The sequence below is a fragment of the Nocardia sp. NPDC004722 genome (assembly GCF_053601505.1).
In genome coordinates, this window is sequence record NZ_JBSGBY010000136.1 from 1 (window position 1) to 15,434 (window position 15,434).

Here is a 15,434-nt window from a genome sequence, read left to right on the forward strand (position 1 = left end):
CGTGGACCTGGTGGAATGTCAGGTGCGCGTCGCGGCCGGGCAGAAGCTGGCGGCCGCGCAGGAGGACATCAAGCTCACCGGGCACGCGATCGAGGCGCGCGTGTACGCCGAGGATCCGGGTCGCGATTTCCTGCCCACCGGCGGCACGGTGCTGGCGCTGTCGGAGCCGAACGGGCCGGGCGTGCGGGTGGATTCGGGGCTGCGGGCCGGGACGGTGGTCGGCTCCGATTACGACCCGATGCTGTCGAAGGTGATCGCCTACGGACCGGATCGGGCCACCGCCATCGCCAAACTCGATGCGGCGCTGCGGGATACGCAGATCCTCGGGGTGCGGACCAATACCGATTTCGCGCGGTTCCTGCTGGCGGATCCGGATGTGGTCGCGGGACGGCTGGATACCGGGCTGCTGGACCGGCGGGCGGTGGACTTCGCGCCCGCGTCGGTGACGGATGAGCAGTTCATCGCCGCGGCCGCGCGGTTGTGGCTGGATCGCTGGCGCAGTGCCGCCGCCGATCCGTGGGAGCAGCCGACCGGCTGGCGAGCGGGTGCGCACGCACCTGTCGGTATCCGACTGATCGGCGGGGAGCGCACCGCGCATGTCTACCTGTCCGGGACTCCGGCGCAGGCCGTCGCCTGGCTCGAGGACGGCGAAAAGCGGACGCTGACGGTCGATTCCGAGGGTGACACCCTGATGCTGGCCCTGGACGGGCTGCGGTCGCGCTTCCGGGTCGCGGTCGGCGACGGTCAGATCTGGGTGGCCGATCGGACCGGGACCGCGCAGCTGCGCGAGGTCGCCGAGGCCGACGTGCGGGCGGGTGACGCGCATGTCGGCGACGCCGAGATCAAGAGTCCGATGCCGGGTTCCGTGATCGCCACCCCGGTGGCCGATGGCGATCTGGTCGCCGCCGGCACCGCCATCGTGGTCGTCGAGGCCATGAAGATGGAACATTCGCTGACCGCGCCCGTGGCCGGTCGCGTCGAGCTGCTCGTTCAGGCGGGTAGCCAAGTGAAACTTGACCAGCCGCTGGCCCGCATCATCGCCGAGGAGAACACCCCGTCATGACCGATTTCCTGTCCACCGGAACCCTGCCGGACGAGTACCGCGAACTCGCGCTCACCGTGCGCGATTTCGCGAACCAGGTGGTGGCCCCGGTCGCCGCCAAGCATGACGCCGAGCACAGCTTCCCGTACGAGGTGGTCGCGGGTATGGCCGATATGGGCCTGTTCGGCCTGCCGTTCCCGGAGGAGTTCGGCGGCATGGGCGGCGACTACTTCGCGCTGTGCCTGGCGCTCGAGGAACTCGGCAAGGTCGACCAGAGCGTGGCCATCACGCTGGAGGCGGGCGTCTCGCTGGGGGCCATGCCGATCTACCGCTTCGGCAACGACAAGCAGAAGGCCGAGTGGCTGCCGCTGCTGGCGAGCGGTCGCGCGCTGGGCGCGTTCGGGCTCACCGAGCCGGGCGCGGGCAGTGACGCGGGCGGCACTCGCACCACCGCCGTGCAGGACGGCGACAGCTGGATCATCAACGGCTCCAAGCAGTTCATCACCAACTCCGGCACCGACATCACCCGGCTGGTGACGGTGACCGCGGTGACCGGCGGGGTGGACGGCAAGAAGGAGATCTCGACGATCATCGTGCCGACCGACACCCCCGGATTCACCGCGCACCCCGCTTACAACAAGGTCGGCTGGAACGCCTCGGACACGCATCCGCTCTCGTTCGACGATGTCCGGGTGCCTGCCGAGAACCTGCTCGGCGAGCGCGGCCGCGGCTACGCCAACTTCCTGCGCATTCTGGACGAGGGCCGCATCGCCATCGCGGCGCTGTCGGTGGGCGCGGCCCAGGGCTGTGTGGACGAGAGCGTGCGCTACGCCAAGGAGCGGCAGGCGTTCGGGCAGAACATCGGCAGCTACCAGGCCATCGCGTTCAAGATCGCGCGCATGGAGGCGCGCGCCCACATGGCCCGCACCGCCTACTACGACGCGGCCGCACTCATGCTGTCGGGCAAGCCCTTCAAGAAGCAGGCGTCCATCGCCAAGCTGGTCGCCAGCGAGGCCGCCATGGACAATGCCCGCGACGCCACGCAGATCTTCGGTGGCTACGGGTTCATGAACGAATATGCTGTGGCGCGGCACTATCGCGACAGCAAGATCCTGGAAATCGGTGAGGGCACCACGGAGGTGCAGTTGATGCTGATCGGGCGGGAGCTCGGGCTGTGACCGACGCAGCACCGGCAACCAAGCGAGTCGTCCAGCGCGGCTTGTGGTTCGACGAGTTCGAGATCGGCGTGGTGTACGAGCACCGGCCCGGCCGCACCGTGACCGAGGCCGACAATGTGCTGTTCACGACGCTGACCATGAACACGCAAGCGCTGCATCTGGATGCGGCGTTCTCCGAGGCGTTGCCGCCGTTCAACCAGCGACTGGTGAACTCCATGTTCACGCTGTCCACGCTGGTGGGTCTGTCGGTGGCGCAGCTGACCCAGGGCACCATCGTCGCGAATCTGGGCTTCTCCGAAATCGCTTTCCCCAAACCGCTTTTCCACGGCGACACCCTGTACGCGGAGACCGTGGTCACTGATCTGCGGGAATCCAAGAGTCGGCCGGGCGAGGGCATTGTCAGTTTCGCGCACACCGGTCGCAATCAGCATGGGGATGTCGTCGCTACCGCCGTCAGGAAAACCCTAGTCAGAAAGCAGCCCACATGAGCTGGGAAATGCCCGGTCCCGCTTGGCTTTTCTGTCCGGCGGACCGGCCGGAGCGCTACGGCAAGGCGCTCGCCGCGGCCGACGTGGTCATCATCGATCTCGAGGACGGGGTCGCCGAGGCCGACAAGGCGGCGGCGCGCGAGGCGCTCATCGCCACCCCGCTCGACCCCGAACGCACGGTGATCCGGGTCAACGCCGCGGGCACGCTCGAGCACATGCTCGATCTGGACGCGCTGGTCCGCACCGAATACCGGCGCATCATGCTGCCCAAATGCGAATCGGCCGAACAGATCACGCGGCTGGCCGACTACGAGGTGATCGCGCTCATCGAATCCCCGCTCGGCGCGCTGGCGGTCGGCCGGGCGGTCATGGTGCGCAATGCCATCGGCGTCATGTGGGGCGCGGAGGATCTGGTCGCGGCGCTGGGCGGCAACTCCTCGCGGCACGCGGACGGCGGATACCGGGACGTGGCGCGGCATGTGCGCTCGCAGTCCCTGCTGGCCGCCAAGGCCTACGGGAAGTTCGCGCTGGACTCGGTGTATCTGGACATCAAGGATCTGGACGGGCTGGCCGGTGAGTCGGCCGACGCGGTGGCCATCGGGTTCGACGCCAAGGTGGCCATTCATCCCAGCCAGGTACCGGTGATCCGGACCGCCTACGCGCCCGCCCCGGCGGAAGTCGACTGGGCGAGCCGGGTATTGGCGGAGGCACCCAACCATCGAGGGGTTTTCACCTTCGAGGGGCGCATGGTGGACATGCCGGTCATCCGGCATGCCGAGCGGATCGTGCAGCGGGCGGCCACCGCCGGTAGCGCGGGATTCGCGTCGTAGGAGGTATTGCGGTGGAACCACAGTGGGTGCCGGGCGAGTCGGATATCGCCGAGGCGCAGGTGACCAGCTTCGGGCTGTTCGTCGAGAAGCGCACGGGGGAGACCCTGCCGGACTATCGGGCGCTGTGGCGGTGGTCGGTGGACGATCCGGCGGGGTTCTGGGGTGCGCTCTGGGACTACTTCGATCTCGGCGAGCGCGCCGGTGAGGTGCTGGGATCGGCCGAAATGCCTGGGGCGCAGTGGTTTCCGGGTACCACGCTGAACTACGTCGACCAGGTGGTGCGGCACGTTCGCGATGACCGTCCGGCCATTCTGTCGGTGGACGAGAGCGGTGTGATCACCGAAATCTCCTGGGCCGCGATGATCGCCACGGCATCAGGCTTCGCCCGGACCCTGCGCGAGCTCGGGGTTGGTCGCGGTGACCGGGTCGCCGGATATCTGCCGAATATCGCCGAGGCGGTCATCGCCTTCCTGGCCACCGCCTCGATCGGGGCCGTGTGGAGCGCGTGCGGGCAGGACTACTCCGCGCAGGCGGCGCTGGACCGACTGGGGCAGCTGGAACCGAAGGTGCTGGTCACGGCCGACGGGTACCGCTTCGGCGGGAAGACACACGACAAGACCGCGGATATCGCGGCGCTGCGGGCGGGGCTGGAGACCTTGGCCGCGACCGTTGTCGTCTCGCGGATCGGCGCGACCGTGCCGGACTCGATCGCCTGGCAGGCCGTAGAGCCCGGCGACGATGTCGATCTACCCGCCGAGCAGGTCGATTTCGCGCATCCGCTCTGGGTGCTGTACTCCTCCGGCACCACCGGCAAGCCCAAGGGCATCGTGCACGGGCACGGCGGGGTGCTGCTGGAGCATTTGAAAGCCGTTGCGCTGCAATCGGATATCAGTGAGGAAGACACGTTCTTCTGGTACACCAGCCCGAGCTGGATGATGTGGAACTTCCAGGTCGCCGGACTGCTGGTGGGCGCGACCATCGTCTGCTACGACGGCAGCCCGGCCGCACCGCGACCGGATGCGCTGTGGGAGTTGGCCGCTCGCACGCGCACGACCGTTCTGGGTTCCAGCCCCGGCTATGTGCTGGCCTGTATCAAGGCCGGGTCCGTGCCGCGCGCCGACCACGACCTGTCGGCGCTGCGGCTGGTCGGCATCACCGGTTCGTCGCTGCCGCCGTCCTCCTCACTGTGGTTGCGCGACAATGTCGGTGCGCACGTCCCGGTCGCCTCGATCAGCGGCGGCACCGATGTGGTCTCGGCGTTCATCGGCGGCGTGCGCACCGTGCCGGTGTGGCCCGGTGAGCTCTCGGCCCCGTATCTCGGTGTGGCCCTGGACTCCTGGGACGAGCAGGGCAACCCGGTCCGCGACGAGGTCGGCGAACTGGTCATCACCAAACCGATGCCGTCCATGCCGGTCGCCTTCTGGAACGACCCGGACGGATCCCGCTACCGCGACGCCTACTTCGAGATGTTCCCGGGCGTCTGGCGGCACGGCGACTGGATCACCATCACCGAGCACGGCAGCATCATCGTGCACGGCCGGTCGGACTCGACGTTGAATCGTCAGGGCATCCGGATGGGCAGCGCCGACATCTATCAGGCCGTCGAAGCGTTGCCGGAGATCGCCGAGGCGCTGGTCATCGGCGTCGAGTTGCCCGAAGGCGAGTACTGGATGCCGCTTTTCGTGACGCTGGCCCCGGGTGTGGAACTCACCGACGAGCTGAAGCAGAAGGTCAACGCGACCGTTCGCGCGGAGGTGTCGCCGCGGCACGTGCCCGACGTGATCATCGAAGCTCCCGGCATTCCGCACACCCGCACCGGCAAGAAGCTGGAAGTGCCGATCAAGAAGCTGTTCCAGGGCGCGGAGGTGTCGACCGTGGTCGCGCCGACCGCCGTCGACGACCCGGAACTGTTGGCCTGGTACGCGGCGCAGCGTCCGTGACTCAGTGGGGTTGGGCGATGACCAGCAGGACATGCGCCGGTTGGTCATCGACCAGGTGCCAGCGATCGCGGATGGTCGAGGGATAGTCGACGAAATCGCGCGGGCCCAGACGCACCTTGCCGACCCCGACCAACTCGACCTCGAGCTGACCCGACACCACGTAAACGCCGGTCACACCGGTGGATTCGAACCAGCCGCCAATGAATTGGCCCGGCTCCACCAGGTATTCGATGACTTCGAGCGGACTGTTCGGGCGCATGTGCAGGGCCCGGCCCACCGCGGCGTCCGGACGGTCGCCCACCGGGAGCCGCAGGCCCTCGTCCGCGCGCACCACCGTCACCCGGTCGCTCTCGGGGGCGGGCAGCAGATCGCCGGGCGTCACGCCGAGCGCGGTCGCCAGCCGATAGGTGGTCAGCATCGAGGGCGCGCTCACCCCGCGCTCGATCTGGCTCAGGAACGGCTGGCTGATGCCCGCCCGCTTGGCCAGCTCCCGCATCGACAGCCCTGACTTCTCACGCAGCCCGCGCACCATACTGCCGACCAGCTCCGCCAGGGTCGACTCGTCGGGCTCTGTGGCCGCCGTGCCCGTCTCTTTCACACTGCCCAGTCTGCCCGATCCGGGTTTCGTGCGACCAGGCGGCCGTTTACACGATCGTGACGCGCGTGAACGTCCACGCCATACAAGAACGCCAATCTGATTGCTGTCACTTATCACTCCTGCTTTACTCGGAGCGTGCCCGATGTCGGTCATCGACGGCGACCCGCCAGTCACCACAACCACCCAGCCTGCCCCGCGCCTGGTCGAACAGCGCGGCATCGAACACATTCCGGAGGCCGAACGCACCGGAACCGTGCGGCGGCTCGGATTCATGTGGAGCGGCGTCATTCTCAACGTCCAGGTCGTGGTGTACGGGACGCTGCTCGTCGCCCTCGGCCTCAATCTCTGGCAGGCCCTGGCGGCCGTGGCCATCGGCACCGCCACCTGGGTGCTGACCGGACTGGCCAGCCTGCCCGGCCCCGCGGCCGGGACCACCACCTTCGCGGTGAGTCGGGCCGCCTTCGGTCGCAATGGCATGCGGCCCATCGCCTTCTGCAACTGGCTCATGCAGATCGGTTACGAGGTACTGGATCTGGTGATCCTGGTGCTGGCTGGATCGGCGCTGCTGGATCTGGCCGGGGTGCATGTTTCGACCGGTGTCAAAGTCATGCTGCTGGTGGTGTTCTCGATCGCGCAGAGCCTGCTGCCGAGCCTCGGGCACGCGGCCATCACCAAGGCACTCAACCTGCTGGTCGTGCCGTTCGCGGCGCTGTTCCTGGTGATGGCGTGGCTGACCGCCGACAAATGGCATGCGACTGTGGGGCATCCGGCCGGCTGGGCCGCGTTCCTGGGCGGGGTGGCGCTGGCGTCGAGTGCCAGCGGGTTGGGGTGGACGCCCAATGCCACCGATTACTCGCGCTATCTCCCGGCTCGCACCTCACGGCGCGGCATCGTGGCCGCCGTGACCATCGGCGGCGCGATTCCACAGGCGCTGCTCATGGTGCTGGGCATCGGGGTGGCCATGCTGACGCAGGACGCCACCGACCCGATCAGCGGATTGCCCAGTGTGTATCCGGGCTGGTTCCTGGCGCCGTATCTGGTGCTGGTGATCGTCCAGATGATCTCGCTCAATGCCATCGACCTGTATTCGTCCGGGGTCACCTTGCAGGCCATCGGGATTCGCGTCGGCCGCTGGCAGGCGGTGGTGCTGGACGGGGTGATCTGCGCGATCATCGGCGCGATCGTGGTGTTCTCGGCGAACTTCAACACCTTCGTCAGCAACTTCCTGCTGTTCATGATCGTCTGGTTCGCGCCGTGGGCGGCCATCTACATCGTCGACTATCTGCTGCGGCGGGGGCGCTACGACCTGGAGTCCGCGCGCGGATTGCATTGGCCGGGGGTGCTGGCGCAGGCGGCGGGGATGATCGCGGCGCTGCTGTGCATCGACACCACGGTGTTCACCGGACCGATCGCGAAGCTGTGCGGCGGAGCCGATCTGAGTGTCCCGGCCGGGTTGCTGGTCGGCGGGCTCGTCTACTACCTGACCGTTTCCTACCGGAAGGATGAACTGTGACATTCGAGGTACCGATCATCGATATCACCGCCTACGTCACCGACGGTGATGCGGAGGCCCGCAAGGCGGTGGCGCGCGCGATCGACGCAGCCTGTAGCACGGTCGGGTTCATGCAGGTCGTGGGACACGGTGTGCCGCAGGAGATTCTGGACGGATTCGCCGCGGCGCTGGATGGATTCTTCGGCCTGGAACTCGAGGTGAAAAAGCAGTACCGGGTACCGCCGCCGATCAACCGGGGGTATTCGCCGCCCAAGAGCGAGAGTTTGAGCCTGAGCCTGGGTGTGGAGCAGGCGTCGCGGATGAACGACTTCTTCGAGGCGTTCAATATCGGGGTCGCGGCCTCGGATCATCCGGGACTGGAGTTGTCGATCATCGACTACGCCGAAAACGTCTGGCCCGCCGAGGTTCCGGACTTCCGTGCACCGGTGTCGGCGTATTTCCACGAGGCCGCGCGGGTGGCGCGCACCCTGGCGGACGCCTTCGCGCAGGCGCTGGAGTTGCCCGCCGGGTACTTCGCACCGTTCATCGATCACTCGCAGGATGTCCTGCGCATGAACAACTACGCGCTGCCGCCCGGCACGGTCGATCTCGACGGCGACCTCACCGGTATGGGCGAACACACCGACTACGGCATCCTCACCGTGCTGTGGGCCGATCAGGTCGCGGGGCTGCAGGTGCTCGGCGCGGACGGGATCTGGCACGACGTCGCGCCCGCGGACGGAGCGCTGCTGGTGAATCTCGGGGATCTCATGGCCCGCTGGACCAATGAACGGTGGCTGTCGACCCTGCACCGGGTGAAGCCGCCGGTGGTGGACGGCACCATCCGGCGTCGCCGCAGCGCGGCGTATTTCTGCGACGGAAATGCCGACGCGGTCATCGAGACGCTGCCGTCCTGCATCGGCGACGGCAGCAAGTACGAGCCGGTCACGGTGGCCGAGCATCTGCGGGTCAAGCTCGCGGGTTCGCGCTATCTGCAACCGAATGCGAACGCCCCGCGTGAGGCCGCGCGGGTGCTGGCGGCACAGCAGGGGGAACGCGCGTGACCATTCCCTACCGGGCGCTGCCGAAGGTCAGCCTGCACTGCCATCTCACCGGGTCGGTCCTGCCGGGGACCGTGCTGGAACTGGCCCGCAAACACGGGGTCACGCCACCGGATGGACGGAGCGCGGCGGATCTGTACGACATCGACAGCCACGAGGATCTCGACGAATTCCTGCGAGTCTACGACCTGGTGGGGCAGGTGATGCGGGACGCCGACGACTTCCGGCGCACCACCTACGAGTCGCTGACGGTACTGGGAGCCGAACACGGCGTGCTGTACCGGGAGATCTTCGTCAGTCCGCAGTCGCATCCCGGCGTCGAGTACCGGACGGTGTTGGACGGCGTGCTGGCGGGGATGCGAGAGGCCAAGGCGGACACCGGGATCGACAGCCGGATCATCGTGGCGATCAATCGGGAGGACACGCCCGCCGCCGCGGTCGAACTGGTCGGGCAGGTGCTCGACCATCGGTGCGACGAAGTGGTGGGGATCGGGTTGGACTATGCCGAGATCCACGGGCCGCCAGTACTTTTCCACGAGGCGTTCGCGATCGCGGGGCGGGCCGGACTCCGGCGGACCGCGCACTCGGAATCGGGTCCGTCCGCGAATATCGATGTGCTGCTGGATGTTCTGGGTTGCACGCGCATCGACCACGGCTATCACGTGGTCGACAGTCCCGGGCACGTGGCGCGCTGCCGGGACGAGGGCATCGTATTCACCTGTACGCCGGTCAGTTCCGATATCGGACGCTATTCCGGGTCCGGCAACGGCAAGCACGAGAAGATCGCCGCCATGGTCGACGCGGGCTTGCGGGTCACCATCGACTCCGATGATCCGCCGATGTTCGGCACCGACCCGACCAATGATTTCCGGGTCGTGCACGAAGCCCTCGGTTACGACACCGGACAGCTGCTCGCCTTCACCGACACGGCGGTGGAAGGGTGCTGGCTCGATGAATCGGACAAGGCCGCGCTCCGGCGTGCGGTCGCCGAGCGAACCTCAGTGGGTACCGGGTAGGCGGCGTCTTCCGGTGGTGACCTCCGACGCCAAATCCTCGTAGCCGACCGCCAATTCGGCCAGATGCTCCCAGGCGATGGTGAGCTCCTGGCCGGATTCGCGGGCGAGCGCGGCATAGGCGGCGGCGGTGAGGCGGGCGAGGCGGTCGATGACCGCCCCCAGCGTTTCGGTGTGCACGCGGGCCGCGCCGTGCGAGGGCGGTAATTGCGCGGTCACCCAGCAATCGATGTCGTTCACCAAATGCGTTCGAACCGTTTCGAGTTCGGCCAGCTCATCGCGCTCCGCGCAGAGTAAACGCTCATGTAATGAGGTCAGATCGTGCGCGGCGCGCAGGAGTGGATGTCCGGGCTGACCCGTCCCCCGGCACGCCTGAAGGACTTGGTTCTTGGATGGCAGTGTGTCCCTCATCGAGACTGCTCCTAATACCGCGACCTGCGAATTCCCAGCACATTAGTCAGCGCAGATGACAGTTGGATGTCTGCCGGTTCAACAGCCCACTTCCATTCTGCTATCGAAATTTCGCAGCGCCCGGTACTCGGCTGTGAGGGTTCAGGCGGTCGCGCCGCCGTCGATGACGAGATCGTGCCCGATGACGAAACTCGATTCGGGCGAGGCCAGCCACACCACCGCCGCCGCGATCTCCGCCGGATCGCCGACCCGACCGATCGGATTCGCGGTGAGCATGCGCGCATCGCGATCGGCGCGAGTTTCACCGGGGCGGAAAGACATCGGCGTATCGGTCGCGCCGGGGCTCACCGCATTGATGCGAATGCCGTCACCGATATGGTCGCGCGCGGCGGTCTGCGTCAGCGCACTCACAGCGGCCTTCGACGCGGCATAGGCGGCGAGTCCCGGGCGGCGGCCGTGCGCGCCGATATTCGACGCCATATTCACGATGACCCCGCCGCCAGTGCCGCGCATATGCGCGATCTGATGCTTCATGGACAGGAAGACCCCGGTCAGATTGACATCGATGACCCGATGCCAGTCGATATCGTCCAGTTCCCCGACGGGTGCGGGGGTGCCGAGGATGCCGGCATTGTTGAATGCCACGTGCAGCGCGCCGTGCCGTCGCACCACCTCGTCCACCATGGCCTCGATCTGGAAGGCGTCGGTGACATCGGCCTGCACCCAGTCGACCTTGCCGCCGTCGGTGCGAATTTCCGCGGCCGCGCGGGCCAGCTGTTCGCCGTCGCGCCCGGCCAGCACGACGGTCGCGCCACGGTCGGCGAAGGCCTGCGCGGTCGCGCCCGCGATGGTTCCGGCTCCGCCGGTGATCAGCACGATTTTTTCGTCGAAACGGGTGGTCATGAGACGCAACTCCTTGTTTGTGGAACGAATGGTCTTGAATGTGGATGGGCAAAAAGGCTGTGGATGAATCGCAAAAGCGTTCAGCGGAGCGTGGATACGGCGATCGCGGCCGCATCCGCCAGGCGCACAGCCGAATCCGGTGCGCGCTCCAATACCCGGATCCCCTGGAAGAAGACCAGGAGGAATCGGGCAAGCGCGCGCGGATCGGAATCCGCGGACAATTCACCCTGTGCGCGAGCGCGCAACAGCGCCGCCGTGAGGGTCGTCTCGAGGTGCGCCCAGCTGGACTCCACCAGGCGTGCCACCGACTCGTCGCGGCGCGCCAGCTCCACCGCGCTGTTCACCACCATGCAGCCCAAATGCGAGTCCGGACTTGAGGCTTCGCGGATGAAGCGTTCCACCAGCGCCCGCACGGCGGGCAGCACCGGCCCCGGCTGGGAGAGCTCCGCCATGATCACCGGATCGGTGGTCTCGAGGTAGCGCTGCAACGCCTTCAGAAACAGGTCCCGCTTGCCGCCGAAGGTGCCGTAGATGCTCGCCTTGGCAATCCCAAGATGCTCAACCAGATCCGACATCGACGTCGCGTCGTACCCGCGCTCCCAGAACAATTCGAGAGCACGGCGCAAGACGGTGTCGGGATCGAACTCCTTGGTCCTCGCCATGCCGAGCACGCTACCGCTATCGAGACCGTTCGGTCAAGAATCGTGTGTCTCGGGTGTGTAGGACCGATGCGGTCCTACTTCGGGTGGAGGATGGAGTCCATGAGCGATACACCGGCACGACTGCTGCGGCTGCTGTCTCTGCTGCAGACCCCGCGTGAATGGCCCGGAAGCGAACTGGCCGAACGGCTCGGGGTCACCGACCGTACCGTGCGGCGCGATATCGACCGGCTGCGCGAGCTCGGGTATCCGGTCGAGGCCAGCATGGGCGCCACCGGTGGGTATCGGCTGGTCGCCGGGGCCGCCATGCCGCCGCTACTGGTCGACGACGAGGAGGCGGTGGCCATCGCGGTCGGGCTGCGGGCGGCGGCGGGGGCGTCGATCGCGGGGATCGAGGAGGCGTCGGTGCGGGCGCTCGCCAAGCTGGAGCAGGTGCTGCCCGCGAAACTGCGTCGGCGAGTTCGGGTCCTGGGAGCCGCCACTGTCACGCCCGGGGCGGGCGCGAATCCTATCGATCCCGAACTGCTCACCGCGCTCGCCGCCGCGATAACCAATAGGGAGAGAGTGCGATTCGCCTATCTGTCGGCGGCGGGGGCCGAATCTCGCCGCAATATCGAGCCGGTGGGCTTGGTGCCGCACAAACACCGTTGGTATCTGGTGGGATTCGATCTGGATCGCGACGATTGGCGGGTTTTCCGAGTCGATCGCGTCGAGCGGGTGCAGGCGACCGGTGCGCGGTTCGTGGCGCGGGAGCTGCCCGCGTCGGATCCCGCCGCTTACGTGGTCGGCCAGCGCACCGACTGGGGGCTGTCGACGCAGCGCTTCCTGGTCGATATCGAGGCGCCCGCGGAGAAAGTGATCGGTCGATTCGGGGAGGGGCCGGGAGAGATTGCGGCCCGGGGTGATTCGGCCTGCGTGCTGGATATGCGGCGGGAGGATCTGCCGCTGTGGATCGCGCATCGCCTGTTGGAACTGGACGTCGAGTTCACGGTCCACGAACCCGAAGAACTGGTCCGAGAAATTCTTCGGATTCGGGACCGGGCCGCCCGGGCCGTTACGCCGCGAGCGCGGCCTGCTGCGGAGTGAGCACGCCGTCGACCATTCGGTAGACGCTGTCCATCTGATCCAGGTGCGAAAGGTCATGGGTGACAAGCAAGGTCGCCGCGCCGTGTGAACGCACGATAGTGACGATCAATTCGATGATGGCCGCTCCGCGTTCCTGATCCAGCGCGCTGGTCGGCTCGTCGATGACCAGCAACGACGGATCGTTCATGAGTGCCCGGGCGATGTTCACGCGCTGCCGCTGACCGCCCGAGAGCTGCGCGGGGCGCTTGTTCTCATGGCCGGACAGGCCGACCGCGCCCAGCAGATCGCGTGCGCGCGAGCGGGTTTCGCGGCGACGGGCCGGGGAGACGAACCAGGTCTGGCCCAGGTGCACCATCGCCTCGAGCTGTTCGAGGGCCGTCAGCGCGGGCACCAGGTTCGGCTGCTGGAAGACGATGCCGATGGAATCGCGGCGCAACGTCGCCGCGTCACGACGGCTCAGACCTGCGAGATCCAGCGTGCTCGAGGCGGTTTCGAGCTCGACTCGGCCCGAGTCCGGGCGCAGCAGCGTGGAGACGGTGGCCAGCAGTGTCGACTTGCCCGAACCGGAAGGCCCGGTGATGGCGGCGATCTCGCCGCCCGCCACCCGCAGGTTCACGTGGTCGAGCGCGGTGATGCGCTCGGCGCCGTCGGGGAAGGTCAGGGTCAGATCGGAGACGGTGAGGGTGTTGGTCATCGCGATGCTCCTGGGAGACAAGGGAACCGTGGTCATCAGCGGGCCTGGTTCAGGGCGGTGAGGGGATCGGTGGTGACGAGGAAGCGCAGGGCGAAGGTCGCGCCGAGCAGGCCGAGGACGATCAGGGCGAAGGCGGGGAACAGGGTGGTGCTCACGCTGAGCACGAACGGCACCGCGCCGCCCATGAACGCGCCTGCCAGCACGGTGATCCCGACACCCACGCCGACACCCAGCAGCAGCACGATCAGTGCCTGGCTCAGGGCGTCGCGGACCAGCGAACCGGTGGTCGCGCCGAGGGCTTTCAGGGTGGCGATATCGGGTGCGCGCTGCACGGTCCACACCGTGAAGAACGCGCCGATCACCAACGCGGAGATGGCGAACAGCATGACCGTCATGAGGGTCAGCGAGCCGTTCTCGGCCTTGTAGGAGGACATCGCGTTGAGCGAATCCTTGGTGCTGGTCGTGGTGGTGTGCGCACCGGCGTTCAGCGCGCTCTGATCGCTCACGCCCGAGACCGCGAGGATGGTGGCCGCGCCGGCGTGCGGATTCAGCGACTGCCAGTCCGCCAGCGTCATCCACACCACCGGGGTGTGCGCGTACCAGTCGTCGTCGGTGACGCCCTGCACGGTGTAGGACGCCGAGCCCAGCTCGACGGTGTCACCGGTCGCGGCCTTCAGGTCCTTCGCGGCGGCCTTGGACAGGATGACCGAACCGGGATCGGTTGCCACGCGCTTGCCGAAAGGTGTGCCCTGGACGCCGAACAGCGCCACCTGGGTGGGCGACGCGCCGCCGAGCGTGGCGCGGGTGCGGCTGATGCCGATCGGGTCGACGGTGCCGCCCGCCTGCTGCCAAGCCTGCACCTGCTCGGTGCTCAGGGTCGAGGCGTCGAAGGACGGGGACGAACCGGTGTCGGAGAAGACGACGGTGTCGGTGTTCAAAGCCTGGACGGCGGAGATGTTCTGGTGCGCCAGTCCGGCGGTCAGGCCGCTGAGAAAGCTCACCAGCAGCGCGACCAGCGTGACCACCAGGGAGATGAGGAGGAAGCGGCCGCGGGCGGCCCGCAGATCTCGGAGTGCGACGAACATGACTCCACTCTGTCCGCGCGGGGGCCGGAAACCATCGTCGAGCGGGACGGTTGTGGCCCCAGCCAAGGGAGGGTCGGCGTTTCCTACTTTCGATGGATGCCGCGGCAATTGCCGGGCATAAGCTGGTCGCGTGCATCGCTCGCCGCTGACCCCGGTCTTCTCCGCCCTGCAGGTGGGCCTGCATGTCATGGTGGTGGCGCTCACCGTCGTGGTCGCGGTGCAGGAGGTCCTCACCGGCTCGCATCCGGCGCTGGTGATCGTGCTCGCGGGCGTCTTCCTCGGCGTCTACTTCACCGGCGGGCGATTCCGCCGCGATCTGGTCGCCGCCCGCGTCTGGCTGGGCGTGCTGACGCTGTTGTGGCTGGGGCTGGTGTTCGTCGCGCCGCTGGCCGTCTATCTCGTGTTCGGCCTGTTCTTCCTGTATCTGCATCTGCTGCCGCGCAATTGGGGCCTGCTCGCGGTGCTGGTGACCACGGTGGTGTCGGTGGTCGGGTTCGCCGCGCATCGCGGCTGGACGGTGGCGGGTGTGATCGGCCCGCTGCTGGGCGCGCTGGTGGCGGTGGCCATCGGGCTCGGATACCAGGCGCTGTTCGCGGAGGCCGCCGAACGGCAGCGGCTCATCGACGAATTGCTCGCCACCAGAAACACTCTCGCCGAGCAGGAGCGCACCGCGGGCAAGATGGCCGAGCGCGAGCGCCTCGCCCAGGAGATCCACGACACGGTCGCCCAGGGGCTCAGCAGTATTCAGCTGCTGCTGCACGCCGTCGAGCGCGCCGCCCCGGAACATCCGGCGCTGGAGAAGATCCGGCTGGCCCGCGAGACCGCGGCGGACAGCCTGGTCGAAACCCGGCAGCTCATCGCGGAACTCACGCCCGCGCCGCTCGAGGGGCACTCGCTGGCGGGCGCACTCAACCGGATCGCCGAGCGGGACGCCTTCCCCCGGTCGGTGCTCGA

Annotated in this window: 16 protein-coding genes; 10 read left to right on the forward strand and 6 right to left on the reverse strand. The window is 67.6% G+C overall.

Annotation, left to right across the window (positions count from 1 at the left end; genetic code table 11):
• From ACWELQ_RS15880 to ACWELQ_RS15900, 5 genes are all read left to right on the forward strand, one after another.
• A partial coding sequence (locus ACWELQ_RS15880) for a biotin/lipoyl-containing protein (protein ID WP_452397774.1) occupies window positions 1-1,063 on the forward strand: 1,063 nt, incomplete at its 5' end.
• Window positions 1,060-2,220 carry an acyl-CoA dehydrogenase family protein gene (locus ACWELQ_RS15885; protein WP_452397775.1) on the forward strand — a complete coding sequence of 387 codons (1,161 nt, stop codon included), beginning with the start codon at window positions 1,060-1,062 and terminating at the stop codon, window positions 2,218-2,220. The genes ACWELQ_RS15880 and ACWELQ_RS15885, both read left to right, overlap by 4 nt.
• Window positions 2,217-2,708 (forward strand): MaoC family dehydratase, encoded by a 492-nt coding sequence (locus ACWELQ_RS15890; RefSeq protein ID WP_452397776.1) that lies wholly within the window; start codon window positions 2,217-2,219, stop codon window positions 2,706-2,708. Before ACWELQ_RS15885 ends, ACWELQ_RS15890 begins: the two co-directional genes overlap by 4 nt.
• Entirely contained in the window at window positions 2,705-3,538 is an 834-nt protein-coding gene (locus ACWELQ_RS15895; protein ID WP_452397777.1) for an HpcH/HpaI aldolase/citrate lyase family protein, read from the forward strand. The genes ACWELQ_RS15890 and ACWELQ_RS15895 overlap by 4 nt, the downstream gene beginning before the upstream one ends.
• Window positions 3,539-3,549: 11 nt before the next feature.
• A complete protein-coding gene (locus ACWELQ_RS15900; RefSeq protein ID WP_452397778.1) occupies window positions 3,550-5,478 on the forward strand; it encodes an acetoacetate--CoA ligase in 1,929 nt (642 codons plus the stop codon).
• A gap of 1 nt (window position 5,479) precedes the next feature.
• Here ACWELQ_RS15900 and ACWELQ_RS15905 read toward each other — a convergent pair whose 3' ends face one another.
• The gene (locus tag ACWELQ_RS15905) at window positions 5,480-6,076 is read right to left on the reverse strand and encodes a helix-turn-helix domain-containing protein (RefSeq protein ID WP_452397779.1); all 597 of its coding nucleotides are present in this window, start codon (window positions 6,074-6,076) and stop codon (window positions 5,480-5,482) included.
• Window positions 6,077-6,218: 142 nt separating this feature from the next.
• On the opposite strand from ACWELQ_RS15905, the gene ACWELQ_RS15910 reads away from it, so the two are divergent.
• Genes ACWELQ_RS15910 through add form a run of 3 tightly spaced genes read left to right on the forward strand, consistent with a single transcriptional unit; the run spans window position 6,219 to window position 9,645 of the window.
• Entirely contained in the window at window positions 6,219-7,589 is a 1,371-nt protein-coding gene (locus tag ACWELQ_RS15910; RefSeq protein ID WP_452397780.1) for a purine-cytosine permease family protein, read from the forward strand.
• The gene (locus tag ACWELQ_RS15915; protein WP_452397781.1) at window positions 7,586-8,632 is read left to right on the forward strand and encodes an isopenicillin N synthase family dioxygenase; all 1,047 of its coding nucleotides are present in this window, start codon (window positions 7,586-7,588) and stop codon (window positions 8,630-8,632) included. The genes ACWELQ_RS15910 and ACWELQ_RS15915 overlap by 4 nt, the downstream gene beginning before the upstream one ends.
• Complete coding sequence (gene add, locus ACWELQ_RS15920; RefSeq protein ID WP_452397782.1) at window positions 8,629-9,645, forward strand: adenosine deaminase; 1,017 nt, start codon at window positions 8,629-8,631, stop codon at window positions 9,643-9,645. The genes ACWELQ_RS15915 and add overlap by 4 nt, the downstream gene beginning before the upstream one ends.
• Here the strand turns inward: add and ACWELQ_RS15925 are convergent.
• From ACWELQ_RS15925 to ACWELQ_RS15935, 3 genes are all read right to left on the reverse strand, one after another.
• On the reverse strand, window positions 9,628-10,053 hold the full coding sequence (locus ACWELQ_RS15925; RefSeq protein ID WP_452397783.1) for a DUF4254 domain-containing protein: 426 nt from the start codon (window positions 10,051-10,053) through the stop codon (window positions 9,628-9,630). The two genes, add and ACWELQ_RS15925, sit on opposite strands and share 18 nt — an antisense overlap.
• Before the next feature lie 141 nt (window positions 10,054-10,194).
• Entirely contained in the window at window positions 10,195-10,956 is a 762-nt protein-coding gene (locus ACWELQ_RS15930; protein WP_452397784.1) for an SDR family NAD(P)-dependent oxidoreductase, read from the reverse strand.
• Window positions 10,957-11,036: 80 nt separating this feature from the next.
• Window positions 11,037-11,618, reverse strand: a complete 582-nt coding sequence (locus ACWELQ_RS15935) for a TetR/AcrR family transcriptional regulator (RefSeq protein ID WP_452397785.1) — start codon at window positions 11,616-11,618, stop codon at window positions 11,037-11,039.
• Window positions 11,619-11,717: 99 nt separating this feature from the next.
• Here ACWELQ_RS15935 and ACWELQ_RS15940 point away from each other — a divergent pair, with 99 nt between their 5' ends.
• Window positions 11,718-12,701, forward strand: a complete 984-nt coding sequence (locus tag ACWELQ_RS15940; protein ID WP_452397786.1) for a helix-turn-helix transcriptional regulator — start codon at window positions 11,718-11,720, stop codon at window positions 12,699-12,701.
• Here ACWELQ_RS15940 and ACWELQ_RS15945 read toward each other — a convergent pair.
• Together ACWELQ_RS15945 and ACWELQ_RS15950 are read right to left on the reverse strand one after the other, a co-directional pair.
• Window positions 12,670-13,395, reverse strand: a complete 726-nt coding sequence (locus ACWELQ_RS15945; RefSeq protein ID WP_452397787.1) for an ABC transporter ATP-binding protein — start codon at window positions 13,393-13,395, stop codon at window positions 12,670-12,672. The genes ACWELQ_RS15940 and ACWELQ_RS15945 overlap by 32 nt on opposite strands.
• Window positions 13,396-13,430: 35 nt before the next feature.
• The gene (locus ACWELQ_RS15950) at window positions 13,431-14,480 is read right to left on the reverse strand and encodes an ABC transporter permease (RefSeq protein ID WP_452397788.1); all 1,050 of its coding nucleotides are present in this window, start codon (window positions 14,478-14,480) and stop codon (window positions 13,431-13,433) included.
• A gap of 130 nt (window positions 14,481-14,610) precedes the next feature.
• Here ACWELQ_RS15950 and ACWELQ_RS15955 point away from each other — a divergent pair.
• A partial coding sequence (locus ACWELQ_RS15955; RefSeq protein ID WP_452397789.1) for a sensor histidine kinase occupies window positions 14,611-15,434 on the forward strand: 824 nt, incomplete at its 3' end.

Bases quoted from the DNA above. Each gene is read 5' to 3' on its own strand.
- ACWELQ_RS15885 (WP_452397775.1), top strand. From the start codon at position 1,060: ATGACCGATTTCCTGTCCACCGGAACCCTGCCGGACGAGTACCGCGAA.
- ACWELQ_RS15895 (WP_452397777.1), top strand. From the start codon at position 2,705: ATGAGCTGGGAAATGCCCGGTCCCGCTTGGCTTTTCTGTCCGGCGGAC.
- ACWELQ_RS15910 (WP_452397780.1), top strand. From the start codon at position 6,219: ATGTCGGTCATCGACGGCGACCCGCCAGTCACCACAACCACCCAGCCT.
- ACWELQ_RS15925 (WP_452397783.1), bottom strand. From the start codon at position 10,053: ATGAGGGACACACTGCCATCCAAGAACCAAGTCCTTCAGGCGTGCCGG.
- ACWELQ_RS15930 (WP_452397784.1), bottom strand. From the start codon at position 10,956: ATGACCACCCGTTTCGACGAAAAAATCGTGCTGATCACCGGCGGAGCC.
- ACWELQ_RS15935 (WP_452397785.1), bottom strand. From the start codon at position 11,618: ATGGCGAGGACCAAGGAGTTCGATCCCGACACCGTCTTGCGCCGTGCT.
- ACWELQ_RS15940 (WP_452397786.1), top strand. From the start codon at position 11,718: ATGAGCGATACACCGGCACGACTGCTGCGGCTGCTGTCTCTGCTGCAG.
- ACWELQ_RS15945 (WP_452397787.1), bottom strand. From the start codon at position 13,395: ATGACCAACACCCTCACCGTCTCCGATCTGACCCTGACCTTCCCCGAC.
- ACWELQ_RS15950 (WP_452397788.1), bottom strand. From the start codon at position 14,480: ATGTTCGTCGCACTCCGAGATCTGCGGGCCGCCCGCGGCCGCTTCCTC.